The following is a 14,742-nucleotide window of genomic DNA, read 5'->3' on the forward strand; positions in this document are numbered from 1 at the left end:
GCGCGATAGGACAGCGGGATTGCGCTGCGCGCAATCCCAGAAAGGCGCTGCGCGCCTTTCGCTGAACCCGCTCCGCGTGTTCAGGAATTCTCGCTCCGCGAGAATTCGGATTTCCGCTCCGCTCCAATCCTGGTCCTGGACGCTACGCGTCCAGGACCAGGGGCGTCCGCTGCGCTCCCGCCCCCACCGGCTCCGGAGCTGACGCTCCATGAAGGGCCGCCCCTCTGCTGCTACAAACGGCTGCTCAAACTGACCATGTAGGACACGGTCTTAATCTCGAAATACATCAAACCCCGCGCCGCACGTAGAATATGTCAAATTTTGCATTGGTATCGTTTGGAACAAGATTGGTTCCGTCACTTTCGAAAGAAAATTGGTTGCCGTCCACGCTGATTGACGGGTAATCCGACCCGGCCCCGTTCGATACTGCCGCTACGGATCTGCTGATCGCCTCAATAAAGCCGCTACTCAAATCTTTCAGATACACTTGGGTGTTAGTCACTCCGGCCATGTAGTTTGTCGCCTTAGAGACAAAAGCAACCTTAAAGCCATCATCGCTTATTACAGGATGCCGCCCGCTCGCGTCCCCCTGAACTCCGATCGAAGACGTGCTCATGTTTACAATCACGCCCGAGTTCATATCCTTACGGAGAACCCGCTGAAGAGAGTACGTATTCGGAATTGCGATATTCTCCGCCTGTGACGAAAATGCGGCGAATCTGCCATTATAGCTCAAGTCGATTTCCGATGAAGACTTATCCGCCGCGGTTCCGTTCTCAGAATTCACGAGATCGGTCTGATGGTCACTCACCCGCGTCCTAAATATATTTTCCCCTGCTGCGGGAGCTACAGCTGTAGGGAGATCAGTCGCGAACGACGAAAACGCAACATAATTCCCGTCTCCACTGATCACAGGGTTTCTCGATGTGCTGACACTGAGATGCCCAGATGCGGTGAGACTGATTGGAATAACGGAGCCGTTGTGGAAATTCTTTACAAATATGTTGTTATTGAAGGCGCCCTGATAGGGGTTGACCAAGTTGTCTGAACGTGAATCGAATGCGACCAGACCTCCATCCCGGGATATGGAACCGCCACATGCCGCTCCGTGAATTCCCAATGATCCCCCGACTGTTGAGTCGACCACATCGACCGCACCCGTTATGAGATCCTTTCGAAACAGGTCAAGAGAATTATTTCCATCATCTCCCACCAAATTAGTTGAGGTTGAGCAAAATATCACATAGCGCCCATCGCCGCTAATGGATCGGGGCCCAGGAAGGAAACTGTCCCCGTTGCCCTTAACTCCAGCTCCGGACTTGCTGACCAGTTGCAAATTTCCTGTAACCCGGTTCTTGACATAAATATCTTTTTGCGTGTCCGTATCTGACAAATCCAAGTTGTTCGATGACGATTCAAAAACGACGTAGAGTCCGTCTCCACTGATGCTTGAAGTGATCGAGTTGGCGTTTCCCTGAGTCGTCGCGGTGCGCGATATTATTTCTGGCGGCGTCGTCCCTGCATGGGCAAAATCCGGTACAGCTAAGATGACCATTCCAGCCAGTATGATAGACGTCTTGAAATGCAACTTTTTCACGGATTTCCTCCAGAGATATGACGACAACCTCATGTTCACTCATCATCGGAAGGGATTAGTGAGTAGTGGCTACCCATAGCTAAACCCGCACGCCTGGGCAGCACTCCGGATCTTGTAAGGGTCTGCTGCACGATCGGGTGACATCTCAACTGGCCTGCTCTGAGGGGCGGGTGGGAAGGATGTCGCTGTGCCCAAGCCCTATCCGGAAGAATTCCGCCAGGACGTCGTGCGAGTCGCGAGGAACTGCGGATCGCGATCGTGTCCTGGATCGAGCGGACCTATCACCGGCGCCGCCGACAAGCCGCACTCGGCCGGCTGACACCTGAACAGCGACCAGGGTGAAGACGAGGCCAGCGACCGAAGCGACCGGCTGTCGGTACCAGCCCGGGAACTGCTGAAGTTGCCGGTGGGGACGCGGTAGGTGAACGGCACGTGCAGGTCGCCGTGGTGGCGGAAAGGGTGGCGGCTTCGATGCCGCTTCGCCAGCGTGTTCGGGGTTGAGGACGCGGGTGGAGAGCCGGAACATTATGTCGGCGGCCGGGCACGGGCCGCAGTCGACTCGGGGGTTGACTGCGGCCCGCCCTGACACCCCCGTACACCTCACACCTCACACCTCTGCCCGCACGGAGGGCTGCTGCAGAACGTGCCCCGGCCCAAGGACGGCAACCGGGACAATCCGGGTAACCGATCCCACCGGTTCCGCGACAGCTGGACCCAGGAGAGAAGAAGGGCCCGGGCTCACTAACGAAAGCGTGCCCAGGCCCTGACGCCGCGCATCCGCAGCGGGGGATGACCGCGACCCCCAACAACGACAAGATGCTCAACAGGTCACGCCCGCGCGGACGCCCGGGGACAGGGTATCCAAGCGGAGCGCTAGCTCCACGACTCCAATGGTGCAGTCTTTAATTTCTTGAATTAAAGACTGCCTGCGCAGCTAGCCCTCTTTTTACTCTGACGAGGTGTCCAAAACATCATTTGGTCGACTTCGTCAAGGTTACTGACGCATCATGAACTGCAGATCGAAGGCGCTGTCAACAGGCGTTCCGCTTGAGTTCAGGCAGCTTACGACCAGCTGAGCATCCATAGCTCCGGCAGTAGTCTGCGATGCCGTGAACCACTGATCAGTTGGCCGGCACGTCACTGGCGAAGAGTTTTCTGCTGTCACGAAAGGCACACCAAAGGTACCGACGCCCGACGCCTGCCCCTCTAGCTTCACCTTGTAAACACCTGCGCTTTGACGGATAACAGAGCCTGCCCCAGACTCGTCTCCGTACATCCTGTTACGCATACCCGTCAGCTTGAATTCCGAAGAACTCGTAATCAGTGGCACACGAGCGTGCCCGTCGGAAGCGGCATTCTTGAGACCGATCAGACTCGCGTCACGAGAATAGGAGACAGCAACACCGATCGGGTCCGCAGGGATGGAGTTACCAGCGTGCGTGAAGGTGTCGCACGCCACGTTGATCTGCTCAAGAGTGTTACCACTTCCCGTCGGTCCTGCCGAAACGATGTGGCATGCAGTATTTGGGACGGCAGGGTAACGGTGAACTGCGTCTACGACGAAACTCTCGGCGCCCGCCCCAGGGAGGCGTTCACGCGTGAAGGTATAGCGACCGATGCTGGTCCGACTGATAGAACTCGACTGGCTGATGTTCACGGCAGCTGTCGTGTCAGCGTGAGAAAAATCAGGGGTGTATGAACCATTTTGCGTCATTGCAGTGTGTATCTGCATATCCGCAACAGAGCCTTCCTCTGCCCCGCCCTCAGACACTGAGACGGAAAAGGCCTGGTTGATCGGAGCGCCATGATCATCCATGCACTGAATCTGCAGCCTCACATCGTCTACGCTCGTTGTATTAGTTTGCCTTTCGAGGTTCACAACTCCATTCAGGTAGCAGGCCACATACTTACTCGAGCTTCCGATGGGGGTCACGTGAACAACTGGCTCATGACGGAAGTTAGCACCACCGTACACTTTCGCCTCGTCAAGGAATGACCGGAACTTCAGTTCCCAGCGGCCGGTTTCTATATGCGTATATGTGACGCTAGAGTTGCCAGAAGAAGCATGCTGTCCGGCAGGCAGTGCCTTTTCCTGAAGGAGAGGCGTGTCGGCATCTAACACAGAAGCGATTGCGGCAGCGACCGGGGGGCGCTGGTCAGGAAAGGCGCCACTCGCGGAGGCGGGTATGGCTTCCATGGCTCCGAGGGAAGTGACACAAACTCCGGCGACAATAAGGCTAGGCAATAAGGTGCGGCGCATTATTTCCCCAAACGGTAAGGGTATGGACAAACAGATCTTAGTGTACTTCCGGGCACGTAGAAGAGCATCCAATACTCAACTGGCCTTTGCCTGTCGTGCCGGCCGAGTGGTGCGGTCCTCAAAGCCCCGCTCGTTTGACAGACCCGATCCGTGCGTGTGGCTCGTTGCTGCCGGGGGCCGTGCAGCGCGTGCCGCTTTACGTGCAGAGGTGGGCCACCCCGCATGCACACGGGGTGTCCCACCTCTCGCCGGCGGATCACTCAGCCGGCGTCACCTGCCGCCGGCCGGGCTGTCAGCGGCGGTGTCCCTCACGGTGGTCGCCGTCGCGGTGGTTGCCGCCGTGGTAGTTGCGGTCACCGTCGTGGTCGCGGTCGTCGCGGCCCCAGGAGGCGTCGTCGATGAAGCGGCCGTAGTCGTTGCGCAGGGTCGCGGTGTCGGAGTCGTTGTCCCACACGTAGTTGCTGCGGTCCTGGAAGACGTCCGTACGGGTGTCGCGTCCGGTGCCGGTGTGGACGCGGACGGTGGAGCGCCCCTCCAACCGCAGGTAGTGGAAGGTGTAGGTGTGGCCGTCCTCGTCCTGCAGAGTCCAGCCGTCGAGGTTGACCGAACGGCGGCCGGTGTTGGTGACGTCCACCCACTCCCTGTTCAGCGAGCGGTTGGAGCGGTCGTCGCGTCCCGGGGAGTTGTACTGCACGTCGCTGATGATCACGTGCGCGTGGGAGCGGCCGGGGTAGTGGTCGGCGGCCGCGGCCGGCAGAGCCACAACTCCCACGACAGCAGCCGCGACACCGGCAGCGGCGGTCAGACGACGGACGGAAGAGAATGCGGACACGAGTGTCCCCCTTCGAGCAGGTGCGCGCACCAGCCACCCGCGTCAGGGAAAACCGCAGGTAGGGCCGGTTGCGTTGTGCTGGTGTGCGGCCGGTCAGCCGCACACGCACACCATGCAGCCCGCACCCCCACCCTGTGTGGGAAATGCGAAGGCGATTACAAGTTCAACAGGTTTCTGTGACAGTCGCCTGTAACGTCCATTTATGCGGAGAAAGCGTGCGGTTGACGGATCATCAAACCGACGCGCCGTGAGACTTCGGGCCCGTGCGGGCATCCGGCGACGCACGCCACCCCACCACCGGGAACGCCTTCACCCGGAAGTGAGCAACGGAAAGCCACACAGCCGCGGCCGCCTGCAAGCGACAGTCAGCCACCGACTCCGAGCTGGGGTCCCGATGAGCGAGCAGGTCGACTCTCTCCGGACCCGGGCTGCGCGTGACCTGCAGGGGGTTGGGCGGGGTTACCGGGCATGAGACATCGACTGATCACTGCCGCCGCAGCGCTGGCCCTCGCCATGGTGGGCACCGGGGTGCCGGCGCACGCGGATGCCACCACGACAGACGGACGGGTCGGGCTGAGCGTCACGGGCCATGGACTGCGGGTGGAACGGGCCGGGGGCTGGACGGACAGCCGCAGCACAGGGTCCCGGGCGCGCCTATACACGGTCTACCAGGGCGACCGCACAGCCCTGACCCGGTGGCGGGCTGCCGCCTCACGCAGGGTGGGGATGCGCAGGTACGCGGTCGTGGACTGGACGCTCCACGGGCGGTCCTTCAGGGGCGGGACGTGGCTGTGCATCGAGTTCAACCGGGCGCCCGGGGCGCCCTGCGCACAGATCCACCGCTGACCCTGCCGCGGGCGAGGTCGGCGCCTGGCATGGTCAGTCGAGGACGCCCAGGGCGGTATCGGGTCGGCAGTGCACGCAGGCCGGGACCTGCCGCCGCAGAGCGTCCACGGCCTGGTCGCGGGTAACCGGGCGGCACCGGCCGCTCTTTCTCGCCGCCCAGCAGTCCCCCACGTGCACGGCATCGAGGTTCGCCCGGTTCAGGCCGTGCTGCACGAGCCACTCCGCCTGCGCCGGCCGCGCCTGCTCGCCCCGCCGACGTTCCGCCTCACGCCGTTCCTCATCCGCGATCCACTGCCGCGTGCGCGCGAGGTCGCGTTCCTGCACCCGCTGCAGAAAGCGGAGCAGGACGAGACGGGACGGTGAATCGTTCACGCGTTCGATTCTAGGAGGTAGGCTGCCCACCGGCACACCGAGGGGGAGAGCGACAAGGAGACAGGGCATGCAGGATGACCTGCGGCAACTCGAAACTCTCGGCATCGACCCCGCCCGCCTGGACCAGGCGCCCGGCGGGCCGCTGCGCTTCTCCGGAGAGCGTGAGCGCATCCACCCACCGGGCCGCTACCCATGCTCCTCCTGCGGGGCGCCGGCCGTCGCGACCTGCCGCCGCAGCATCCCGGGCCTGGGCCTGCGGTGGCAGGACTCCTGCCGCGACTGCATGGTCACCGCCGCATGGACACCGTGAGCGGCACGCGCTACCAGCTGCTGCTGGACATCGGCGACCGCCCCGTCCAGCGAGGCTGGTGGGAACGCGAGGACACCGCCCGCACCAAGTTCAAGCGCTGGACAGAGCAGTACCGCGACATGCCCGGCGCCCGCGTCACCCTCACCGACGACGACACCGGGACCGTGCTACTGCCGCGCGAGAACGGCTAGACGCGCTTGAGGCAGGCCTGCGGTACCTGCCCGCCGGGCACGATGCGCCAGAGGTTGCCCTGCCCGCCGCAGGCCCGGTACGACGGCCCGCTCGACGTACGCGCGATGGCCACGACACAGGACCGGACGACCTGCCCCTTTTGCAGGTAGTGGTGAATCGCGGAGCGCATGGTGGCGACCGGTCCCTCGAACGGTCCGGGGCGGCGCACCGCCACCCGCTGGACGGCGCGCCAATGACTGGCGCAGGCCGCAGCGGACGACTTGCTCGCGGTAGCGGACGCAGGGAGCGAGGACGCGGCGGCAGGGCTGCTGAGAAGCGCAGCGAGCATGCTGCCGGCGGCGGCCAGGGTGAGCCAGCGGTGGGTCATACACACCCAACTTCGCTCACCTCCGGCGATCACACTCGTGATCAGATGATCACCCGGTGGAGTGGCCGCGCTTGACTGAGTAGCCTGCCTGCGTTGATCACGGCGAGGGGCATGAATCCAGCAGCAAACACGGCCTGAATGCGAGCGCGATGGACAGGCGCTCGCCATACCCTCGGCCTTTTACTGCTCACCGGTGGTGTGCTGATGCTGCCGCCACTGAGCTTGAAGCACGGCGCGGTCACTAGAGCGAGGTCTTCCAGTGTGCCCGAGCGCGCCGCCCGGCCCTGACGGATCGGCGACACATGGCAGAGGACCGGCATCCCGGGTCTGGGAAACCGGCCCTCTGTCTGCTTGCATCCGCTCAGCTCCGGTCGCCACGAGAGAAGTTGCCGGCGTTCGTTAGGGGCGGGCGGGGGATGCTACTGCTGTTCGGGTGGGTGCGGGTCCCAGCCGATCGAGAACGACCACGTGACGTTGGGCTTCGAGGTGAAACGCAGCGCACCACGGGTGTGGTTCTTGGACATGTGTATCTCGTTCATCGTGGGCAACACCTTGCCCTTTTCGCACAGGAGAGGAAAGGCGATGCCGGTTGGGTCGACGTGCACGGTGAGTCGGCCCGCGCCCTGGCAGTTGATGGCGATCGCTAGGGTCTTGCCCGCTTTGATTCCGCCCGGGATCGGGTAGACGGCATTGCCGTTGAGGGCGGTGGCGCTGGTCAGGGGGGTGATGCCGTCCGAGCTGATCTTCGGGGCCTTGCGGACGGAAGGCGCGTGAGCATTGGGGGTCTGGCTGGGCGGTGAAGGGACTGGTGAGGGAGTAGCGCTTCGGGTGGAGCCGGTTGTCGCGGCTTTGTCGTGATGGCCGCTGGTGCAGCCGGCCGCCGCCAACGTGGCGAGAAGCATGCCGCCGGCCAGTCGGGCGGATCGCCTTGTACTTGGCATCAGGCCTTCGTCTCCCAGATGTACCAGCCGACGTAGTGAGGGGTGTAGCTCGTGACAGTGCTCTTGTGAGCGATGTCGCAGTTCTCGGTTATCACGTAGCTCGTTCCCTTAGTCCGTACGCGGTAGACGCCGTAGGTGCCGTGGGAGACCTTGTGCGCCGGGGTGGGGACCGAGATCTTGTTCCCCAGCTTGGCCGTCAGCGAAGCGGACAGGCTCAAGTCCCACTTCGCCTCGACCTTGGCGACCAGGGCGTCCACGCTGACGGAGAGATGGCCGGTGTAGGTCACGCCCACGGTGCCGGAGACTTCGGCGGTGAAGGTCGACGTGGCAGTGTGACTGGTGTTGTTGGTGTTGGCCTGGGGTGCACCAACCCCCTTGTGGTGGTCTCCGCCCTTGTAGGTGGGCGTGTAGACGCGCGACACCTCGCATCGGCGGCCGTCAGGGTGGTTGCCGTCCCCAGTGCTGTCACTGCCCGGGATGTCGGGCTCAGTGTCCACCTGGTCTGCGGGGACATCGACGAGGTCAGTGTCGGCCGGATCGGTCTCCTGCGGCGGTTCACTGTTGATCACTACGCCCGCGTCCGTGGGAGTGTCATCGGCAGATGCGACGCCTCCGCCCACTCCCAAGGCGATGAGCAGCGCGGCAGAGGCGGTCGTCCCAGCGCGCTTCATGGCGAGGTGCATGTTCATCCTTTCGCCTTCTCTCCCCCCGTGGGAGATGGCATGTGCAGAACACTCGCCTATCGCGTTTCTCCAGGTCAAGGAGATATGGGCGAATTGAGGTGGATCTGAGAAACATGATCAATTACTGCCCATCAGTTACCCAAGAGATGGAAAAGGGGCCACCACGGCCGCTCCCACAGACAACTCGAACCGCTTGAGGCAGTGAGCGCGGCGTCTAGGTCGAACACCACCGCGTCGACCATCCGGTCCTGCCCGCCTCCAGTTGAGCCGCTGGAATGGCCCGGCGCTGCCCACCGAGACCCGGCTAGACACGCTGCACGGGTGAGGGCGCACAGTGGCCTGACCTGTCCAGCATGAACGGGACATGGGCAGGGATCGGTTCGGGGCAACTCAGAAGACCGCGCCCGGATCGGCACGCTGTTTTCGAAGGTCTCTGCGTGCGGCGGTCGGATAGTTCCTAGGCTGGTGGTCCACGGTCGAGAGACGGTCCTGGGGGGACGGTATGGGTGCGGAAATCGCGGAATTGGTGGGGCAGGCGGCGCCGTATGTGTCGACGGCCGTGAGTGCGTACGGGGCGGGGGTGTTGTCCCGGGCCGAAGACGCGGCGGTGGATGCCACCGCGAACCTGGGGCGGCGGATTCTGCAGGTGGTGTGGCGCCGGCGAGACGAGCAGGGCCAGCAGGAACTCGAGGCCGCGGTACAGGACGCGGCTGGCGATCCGGACGATGAAGACGCCGCGGCGGCGTTGCGTCAGCAGATCAAGCGGGCCCTGCGGGACGACGAAAAGCTGCGGGCCGAACTGGCCGGTCTCCTGCCTCCCGCTGGGGCGGTGACCATCACGGCCTCCGGAGAGCGGTCCATCGCAGCCCAGACCATCCGCACAGCCATCACTGGCGACAACGCCAAGCTGCAGCCGTGACCGGCAGTCCTGTGGCCGGCGGGGCTGACAGCGCAAGAGCACCGGCTGCGCGGGCGTCGGGCCGGCGGTCGATCGCTGCGGGTGGCAGTGTCGGTGTCGCGATCACCGGTGACGGGGCGCGTGTGGTGACGCTGCCGGCCGAGGCCGTGGACTGGGTCCGGCGCACCGAGGCTCCGCCTGGTTCGGGGAACCTGCCTGGTTCCGCCTCAGGTGTGTTCGTCGGCCGCCAGGACGAACTGGCCCGGCTGCGCCAAGAGCTGCCTGCCGGTGGCGAGGCTGTGGTCACCCAGGTGACCGGGGCGCGGGCGATCCATGGACTGGGCGGTATCGGCAAGAGCACCCTCGCCCTGCACTACGCCCACACCCACCGCAGCACCTACACGCTGGTGTGGTGGCTCAACGCCGCCAGCAGTGAGCAGATCATCACCGCTCTCGCCTCGCTGGCCGTGCGGCTGTGTCCGCAGTGGGCCGTCGGCGCGGGCGTGGAGGAGCGGGCCGCGTGGGCGATGCTGTGGCTGCAGTGGCACCCGGGCTGGCTGCTGATCCACGACAACGTCGACGACCCGCGCGACTTGGCCCACTACCTAGGTGCCCTGCCGGACGGGCATCACCTGGCCACCAGCCGTACCGCCACCGGCTGGCACACCATCGCCCCCACCATGCCCCTCGGTCTGCTGCCCGCGCAGGCGGCCGCCGACCTGCTGTGCACCCTCGCCTTCGGCCCCGGGCACAGTCCGACTCCGCGGCAGCGCGAGGAGGCGGCCGCTCTGGCCGCGGAGCTCGGCCACCTCCCGCTGGCCCTGGAACAGGCCGGCGCCTACCTCTACGAGACAGGCACAGAAATGGCCGACTACCAGGCCATGCTCGGACGGGTCATGGACACCGCCGCAGGCGGCATCGACCCCGAACGCACCATCGCCCGCATCTGGCAGCACACCCTGACCGCCATCCACCGCCGCAACCCGCAGGCCATCACCCTGCTCAACGCCATGGCCTGGCTATCCCCCGGCAACATCCCCCGCACCCTGCTCGCCCCGCTGCTGCCCGACCCGCTCGCCCTCGGCGAAGCCCTCGGCGCCCTGCACGCCTACAACATGATCTCCTACAGCGACGACCGCCACAGCGTCGCCGTCCACCGCCTGGTGCAGACCGTCCTGCGACAGCAACCCGCCACGGAACCCGACGGCTGCCCACCTGGGCGGCGAGACGCCGAACAGCTGTTTCGTCAGGCCCTCCCTAACGACAGCACCGAGACCGACCACTGGGAACAACTGATTCCCCAGGCGAACGCCCTTGCCGCCACATCTCCGACCACAGACACAGCCTCGATTGAAACCGCCTACGCCTGGCACGACGTCGCGCAGTATCTGCGCCGACAGGGCCGCGACGCCCACACCATCACCCTGCACAAGGCCGCCCTCGCCCAGTACGAGCAGGTCCTCGGCGACACCCACCCCGCCACCCTGGCCAACCGCAACAACCTCGCCCACGCCTACGAGTCGGCCGGTGACCTCGCCCGCGCCATCCCCCTGTTCGAGACCACCCTCGCCCAGTGCGAGCAGGTCCTCGGCGACACCCACCCCGCCACCCTGACCAGCCGCAACAACCTCGCCGACGCCTACGAGTCGGCCGGAGACCTCGCCCGCGCCATCCCCCTGTACGAAACCGCCCTCACCCAACGCGAGCAGGTCCTCGGCGACACCCACCCCGACACCCTGACCAGCCGCAACAACCTCGCTTATGCCTACCACTCGGCCGGAGACCTCGCCCGCGCCATCCCCCTATACGAAACCGCCCTCACCCAACGCGAGCAGGTCCTCGGCGACACCCACCCCGCCACCCTCAGCAGCCGCAACAACCTCGCTTATGCCTACGAGTCGGCCGGAGACCTCGCCCGCGCCATCCCCCTATACGAAACCGCCCTCACCCAACGCGAGCAGGTCCTCGGCGACACCCACCCCGACACCCTCAGCAGCCGCAACAACCTCGCTCAAGCGCGCCAGATCACTCAAGCAGTGCAGGACAGGGATCGACCAGTGCTGTAGGTATAGCCCCTCCGGTTGAGGGCGATCTGATTGTCCGGCGACATTCGCGCAGCACGGCGAAGACGACCCTACCGAAGCTGTGCCCCGCAAGGCGCAGGGCTGCCCCTGGGGGTGCCGCAGTAACGGGACCGCGCCTTGATTCGGTTAGACGCGTTTGAGGCAAGCCTGCGGAACTGCCCTCCGGGGACGATGCGCCAGATAGTGCCCTGTTCGCCGCAGGCTCGGTACGCCGGCCAGCTGGACGTGCGCGCGATGGCCACCACACACGACCGGACGACCTGTCCTCTACGTAGGTAGTCATGAACAGGGGAGTGCATGCTGGCGACCGGCCCCTCGAACGGGTCGGGGCGGTGCACCGCCACCCGCTGGACGGCGCGCCAGTGACTGGCGCAGGCCGCAGCGGACGACTTGCTCGCGGAAGCGGGCGCAGGGAGCGAAGACGCGGCGGCAGGGCTGCTGAGGAGCGCAGCGAGCATGCTGCCTGCGGCTGCAAGGGTGAGCCAGCGGTGGGTCATACATGCCCAACTTCGCTCGCCTTCAGTGATCACACTTGTGATTCGGTGATCACCCGCTGGAGTGGCAACGCGTGACTAATTAGCCTGCCTGCGTTGATCACTGTGAGGGGGATGGATGCAGCAGCGCACACGTTCCGGGTGCAAGGGTGAGGATCAGGCGCTCGCCGTCACCCTTTCGCTTTTACTGCTCATCGGTGGTGTGTTGATGCTGGATGCCGTCGTCGGTCCGTACGTGGCGTTCGCGACTTCTGCCGTGCCTATCGTTGCCGTCTACGTTGGGCGGCCCGCCAGGGTTTTGCGCAGGCTCGCTGTTCGTCGGGCGGTGCGTCGGCTCATTCATAGTCTGCCCGGCTCCTGACCCTCGGCTGGCGTGCGAGGTAGTCATAGCCGTCTGCGTCGGTGCCAGTGTTGATCTGGTGTCGTACCTCCTCGTCCTGTGGATGCGCTCAACTTGCAAGCCGGTGAGGCTCCATCTTCCGTCGACCTAGTAAAGTTTGGCAGCATGAGCATCCCAAGCCCCCGCGGGGAGCGAGAGAAGCTAATTACAGCCCTCACTCCTCAGCTGCGCCGACACTTGAAGATCCGCGCCTTTGAGCACGGAATGGACATCCAGGATGCGGCTGAGCACGCCATCAAAGCTTGGTACACAGCAACTGAGTTGCCCGAGGTGGACACCACTGGTGCCAAGACGTGGGGGACGTTCCTGCCGGCTGGCGAGCCGGACGCGTTCAAGGCAGCGTGCAGCGAGCGCGGCGTCACTTATGTCCAAGGCTTGGCTCAGGCGCTGACGCTCTGGCTTGAGGCTCATCCCTCCCCCACGTCCCCCCTCACCGAACAGCCGGTCATCCGCGTCATAGTGGCCAACCAGAAGGGGGGAGTGGGCAAGACGTTTATCTCCAGCGGGATCGCCCAGGCGCTTGCAGAGGCCGGTCATCGGGTGCTCATCGTCGACTACGACCCTCAGGGGCATCTCACCGCGGAGCTGGGCTTCGAGGACCTCATGTATGAGGACGGTGTCGAGACGCTGCTGATGCATATGGACGGCACCGCCAGGGGCGATATCCACGACCTGCTGGTCGCCATGGATCAAGAACGTTTCGGTGAGCGGCTGCACTTGCTGCCCGCCAGTGACGACGCGTTCCTACGGGATGTGGCACTGTCCAAGGTGTCGTTCAGCGAGGCAGCCCTGGAGCGGGCACTGGAGCCGCTCGAGAGCGAGTACGACATCATCATCATCGACGGCCCGCCCAGCCTCGGTCTGAACATGGACACCGCGCTGTACTACGTCCGGCGCCGCGAGGGTGAACTGTCCGACCGCTCGGGCGTCATCACGCCCGTGTGGGCCAACAAGGCGTCTCACCGTGCCTTCCGGCTGCTTCGCTCCCAGATGGAAGACCTGTGCCGCAAGGGCCGCATCACCATCGACTACCTCGGACTGGTCATCAACGCCTATGACAGCCGCCGCGGAAAGCTGGTCAAGGAGAACCGTGACCAGTGGGAGCGCAGCAGCTCGCCGGCGGTTCTCGCGGTCATCGGTGATCTGAAGGAGGGGCGCGAGGCCGCAGACGGGGAGATCCCGTTGCTGGAGTATGCGCCCGACAGTGAGCACGCGCAGGCGATGCGCGACCTGGCGAAGGAACTGGCGGTATGAGGAAGACCAACCCCAAGAGTCCGCAGGAGCGTGTGACGCGCGGCTTCACCCTGGACGAGGACGGTCAGGGCGACGTGCAGGGGACGCCGCGGCGGGTGCGGACGCGTCAGCAGATCATCAGCGGAGAGGGCAAGCGGCCGCCGGCGGCAGTGCCGCTGGCGGATCTGGCGCACAACCCGTTCAACCCTCGCGATGAGTACACCGACATCGAGGAGACTGCGCAGTCGCTTCGCGTCCGGGGGCAGATCCAGCCGGTCACTGTCGCACGTCGGGCCGCGTTCCTGGTCGCCCACCCCGATCAGGAGGAGCAGATCGGGACCGCTGAGTATGTCGTCATCGACGGCAACCGCAGGCTCAAGGCCGCAGTCGTCGCGGGGATCGCCGAACTTCGGATCGATGTCAATGACGACCTGGCGGCCAGTGCTGCGGACCTCCTTGAGTCGGCGTTGATCGCCAACGTTCACCGAGTGGACGTGCCGCCACTGGACCAGGCGAGAGCCATCCAGGAACTCGTACACGTTCATGGCTCGCAAGGGCAGGTGGCTAAGAGGCTGGGCAAGACGCCGGCCTGGGTGTCCCAGCGCCTGGCGCTGCTGGAACTCACCCCGGAGCTGCAGGCGAAGGTCGAGACGGGCGAGTTGAAGGTGGAGCCTGCCCGCCGGATCGGCCGACTGCCCAAGAGCGAACAGGAAGCTGAGGCGGAGAGGACTATAGACGCCGTTAAGCCTCCCCGTCAGAGGCAGCGGCAGTCGGCAGACGGCAACAGCGGCGAGGCGACCGTTAACGCCGTTAATACCTCCGAGACGCCGGCCACCTCGGACACAGGCATCCCGGAGACCGTTAACGCCGTTAATACTCCTGGCGAGACCTCGGCGACGGAGGCGGCAGCCAGCACCAGGGACACATCAGCGGGGCATGGTGATGGGAGTCAGCCGAAGCGGCTGCCGTACGACGACGTCCCCTACGTCGTCCAGCACCTGCATGTGAAGATGACCACTGAAAACTTCATCCAGGGCGCACGCGTCTGGATGCGAGTTCTGCGGGAGCAGCACCCAGAGGAGTATCAGGCTCTGCTGCTTGAGCTGAGCCAGCGGGAGCAGCCCGCCTGATCCGCTGACGCAGGACGGTCCCGCTTCCGAATCATGTCCGGCTCACGGGGCCGCTCTTGTAGGTCTAAACCGGAACGCAAAAACGTGCCCCTCTGCCGCCCGA

Annotated in this window: 16 protein-coding genes; 9 read left to right on the forward strand and 7 right to left on the reverse strand. The window is 64.6% G+C overall.

The window, feature by feature from the left end; genetic code table 11:
- Positions 1 to 286: 286 nt before the first annotated feature.
- The 3 genes from ACZ6CZ_RS30565 to ACZ6CZ_RS30575 form a co-directional block, all read right to left on the reverse strand.
- Positions 287 to 1,597, reverse strand: coding sequence for a hypothetical protein (locus tag ACZ6CZ_RS30565; RefSeq protein ID WP_469027538.1), 1,311 nt, complete (start codon positions 1,595 to 1,597; stop codon positions 287 to 289).
- Positions 1,598 to 2,591: 994 nt separating this feature from the next.
- The gene (locus ACZ6CZ_RS30570; protein ID WP_469027541.1) at positions 2,592 to 3,794 is read right to left on the reverse strand and encodes a hypothetical protein; all 1,203 of its coding nucleotides are present in this window, start codon (positions 3,792 to 3,794) and stop codon (positions 2,592 to 2,594) included.
- A 355-nt stretch (positions 3,795 to 4,149) separates the two neighbouring features.
- Positions 4,150 to 4,689 carry a lamin tail domain-containing protein gene (locus ACZ6CZ_RS30575; protein ID WP_469027543.1) on the reverse strand — a complete coding sequence of 180 codons (540 nt, stop codon included), beginning with the start codon at positions 4,687 to 4,689 and terminating at the stop codon, positions 4,150 to 4,152.
- A gap of 468 nt (positions 4,690 to 5,157) precedes the next feature.
- On the opposite strand from ACZ6CZ_RS30575, the gene ACZ6CZ_RS30580 reads away from it, so the two are divergent.
- Positions 5,158 to 5,535 carry a hypothetical protein gene (locus ACZ6CZ_RS30580; protein ID WP_469027546.1) on the forward strand — a complete coding sequence of 126 codons (378 nt, stop codon included), beginning with the start codon at positions 5,158 to 5,160 and terminating at the stop codon, positions 5,533 to 5,535.
- Between the two features lie 33 nt (positions 5,536 to 5,568).
- On the opposite strand, the gene ACZ6CZ_RS30585 is transcribed toward ACZ6CZ_RS30580, so the two are convergent.
- The gene (locus ACZ6CZ_RS30585) at positions 5,569 to 5,748 is read right to left on the reverse strand and encodes a DUF6233 domain-containing protein (RefSeq protein ID WP_469027770.1); all 180 of its coding nucleotides are present in this window, start codon (positions 5,746 to 5,748) and stop codon (positions 5,569 to 5,571) included.
- Here ACZ6CZ_RS30585 and ACZ6CZ_RS30590 point away from each other — a divergent pair.
- From ACZ6CZ_RS30590 to ACZ6CZ_RS30600, 3 genes are all read left to right on the forward strand, one after another.
- Positions 5,707 to 5,898, forward strand: a complete 192-nt coding sequence (locus ACZ6CZ_RS30590) for a hypothetical protein (protein WP_469027787.1) — start codon at positions 5,707 to 5,709, stop codon at positions 5,896 to 5,898. The genes ACZ6CZ_RS30585 and ACZ6CZ_RS30590 overlap by 42 nt on opposite strands.
- A 76-nt stretch (positions 5,899 to 5,974) precedes the next feature.
- A complete protein-coding gene (locus ACZ6CZ_RS30595; RefSeq protein WP_469027548.1) occupies positions 5,975 to 6,217 on the forward strand; it encodes a hypothetical protein in 243 nt (80 codons plus the stop codon).
- Positions 6,205 to 6,408: a hypothetical protein gene (locus tag ACZ6CZ_RS30600; RefSeq protein ID WP_469027551.1), complete on the forward strand. Its 204-nt coding sequence runs from the start codon at positions 6,205 to 6,207 to the stop codon at positions 6,406 to 6,408. Before ACZ6CZ_RS30595 ends, ACZ6CZ_RS30600 begins: the two co-directional genes overlap by 13 nt.
- Here the strand turns inward: ACZ6CZ_RS30600 and ACZ6CZ_RS30605 are convergent.
- The 3 genes from ACZ6CZ_RS30605 to ACZ6CZ_RS30615 all read right to left on the reverse strand — a co-directional run bounded on the left by ACZ6CZ_RS30605 (position 6,405) and on the right by ACZ6CZ_RS30615 (position 8,406).
- Positions 6,405 to 6,776, reverse strand: a complete 372-nt coding sequence (locus ACZ6CZ_RS30605) for a hypothetical protein (RefSeq protein WP_469027773.1) — start codon at positions 6,774 to 6,776, stop codon at positions 6,405 to 6,407. The genes ACZ6CZ_RS30600 and ACZ6CZ_RS30605 overlap by 4 nt on opposite strands.
- Before the next feature lie 419 nt (positions 6,777 to 7,195).
- Positions 7,196 to 7,678 carry a hypothetical protein gene (locus ACZ6CZ_RS30610; RefSeq protein ID WP_469027552.1) on the reverse strand — a complete coding sequence of 161 codons (483 nt, stop codon included), beginning with the start codon at positions 7,676 to 7,678 and terminating at the stop codon, positions 7,196 to 7,198.
- A 38-nt stretch (positions 7,679 to 7,716) separates the two neighbouring features.
- A complete protein-coding gene (locus ACZ6CZ_RS30615; protein ID WP_469027555.1) occupies positions 7,717 to 8,406 on the reverse strand; it encodes a hypothetical protein in 690 nt (229 codons plus the stop codon).
- A gap of 496 nt (positions 8,407 to 8,902) precedes the next feature.
- On the opposite strand from ACZ6CZ_RS30615, the gene ACZ6CZ_RS30620 reads away from it, so the two are divergent.
- From ACZ6CZ_RS30620 to ACZ6CZ_RS30640, 5 genes are all read left to right on the forward strand, one after another.
- Positions 8,903 to 9,319: a hypothetical protein gene (locus tag ACZ6CZ_RS30620; protein WP_469027557.1), complete on the forward strand. Its 417-nt coding sequence runs from the start codon at positions 8,903 to 8,905 to the stop codon at positions 9,317 to 9,319.
- 122 nt (positions 9,320 to 9,441) lie between these two features.
- Complete coding sequence (locus tag ACZ6CZ_RS30625) at positions 9,442 to 11,364, forward strand: tetratricopeptide repeat protein (RefSeq protein WP_469027560.1); 1,923 nt, start codon at positions 9,442 to 9,444, stop codon at positions 11,362 to 11,364.
- Between the two features lie 630 nt (positions 11,365 to 11,994).
- A complete protein-coding gene (locus tag ACZ6CZ_RS30630) occupies positions 11,995 to 12,237 on the forward strand; it encodes a hypothetical protein (RefSeq protein WP_469027563.1) in 243 nt (80 codons plus the stop codon).
- A gap of 144 nt (positions 12,238 to 12,381) precedes the next feature.
- Positions 12,382 to 13,530 (forward strand): ParA family protein, encoded by a 1,149-nt coding sequence (locus ACZ6CZ_RS30635; RefSeq protein ID WP_469027565.1) that lies wholly within the window; start codon positions 12,382 to 12,384, stop codon positions 13,528 to 13,530.
- Positions 13,527 to 14,639 (forward strand): ParB/RepB/Spo0J family partition protein, encoded by a 1,113-nt coding sequence (locus tag ACZ6CZ_RS30640; RefSeq protein WP_469027567.1) that lies wholly within the window; start codon positions 13,527 to 13,529, stop codon positions 14,637 to 14,639. Before ACZ6CZ_RS30635 ends, ACZ6CZ_RS30640 begins: the two co-directional genes overlap by 4 nt.
- Positions 14,640 to 14,742: the final 103 nt, after the last annotated feature.

Source organism: Streptomyces sp. NPDC041135 (assembly GCF_055592085.1).

Coding starts and splice junctions, on each gene's coding strand:
- ACZ6CZ_RS30570 (WP_469027541.1), bottom strand. CDS start 3,794: ATGGAAGCCATACCCGCCTCCGCGAGTGGCGCCTTTCCTGACCAGCGC.
- ACZ6CZ_RS30580 (WP_469027546.1), top strand. CDS start 5,158: ATGAGACATCGACTGATCACTGCCGCCGCAGCGCTGGCCCTCGCCATG.
- ACZ6CZ_RS30595 (WP_469027548.1), top strand. CDS start 5,975: ATGCAGGATGACCTGCGGCAACTCGAAACTCTCGGCATCGACCCCGCC.
- ACZ6CZ_RS30600 (WP_469027551.1), top strand. CDS start 6,205: ATGGACACCGTGAGCGGCACGCGCTACCAGCTGCTGCTGGACATCGGC.
- ACZ6CZ_RS30605 (WP_469027773.1), bottom strand. CDS start 6,776: ATGACCCACCGCTGGCTCACCCTGGCCGCCGCCGGCAGCATGCTCGCT.
- ACZ6CZ_RS30610 (WP_469027552.1), bottom strand. CDS start 7,678: ATGCTTCTCGCCACGTTGGCGGCGGCCGGCTGCACCAGCGGCCATCAC.
- ACZ6CZ_RS30615 (WP_469027555.1), bottom strand. CDS start 8,406: ATGAACATGCACCTCGCCATGAAGCGCGCTGGGACGACCGCCTCTGCC.
- ACZ6CZ_RS30620 (WP_469027557.1), top strand. CDS start 8,903: ATGGGTGCGGAAATCGCGGAATTGGTGGGGCAGGCGGCGCCGTATGTG.
- ACZ6CZ_RS30630 (WP_469027563.1), top strand. CDS start 11,995: ATGCAGCAGCGCACACGTTCCGGGTGCAAGGGTGAGGATCAGGCGCTC.
- ACZ6CZ_RS30635 (WP_469027565.1), top strand. CDS start 12,382: ATGAGCATCCCAAGCCCCCGCGGGGAGCGAGAGAAGCTAATTACAGCC.
- ACZ6CZ_RS30640 (WP_469027567.1), top strand. CDS start 13,527: ATGAGGAAGACCAACCCCAAGAGTCCGCAGGAGCGTGTGACGCGCGGC.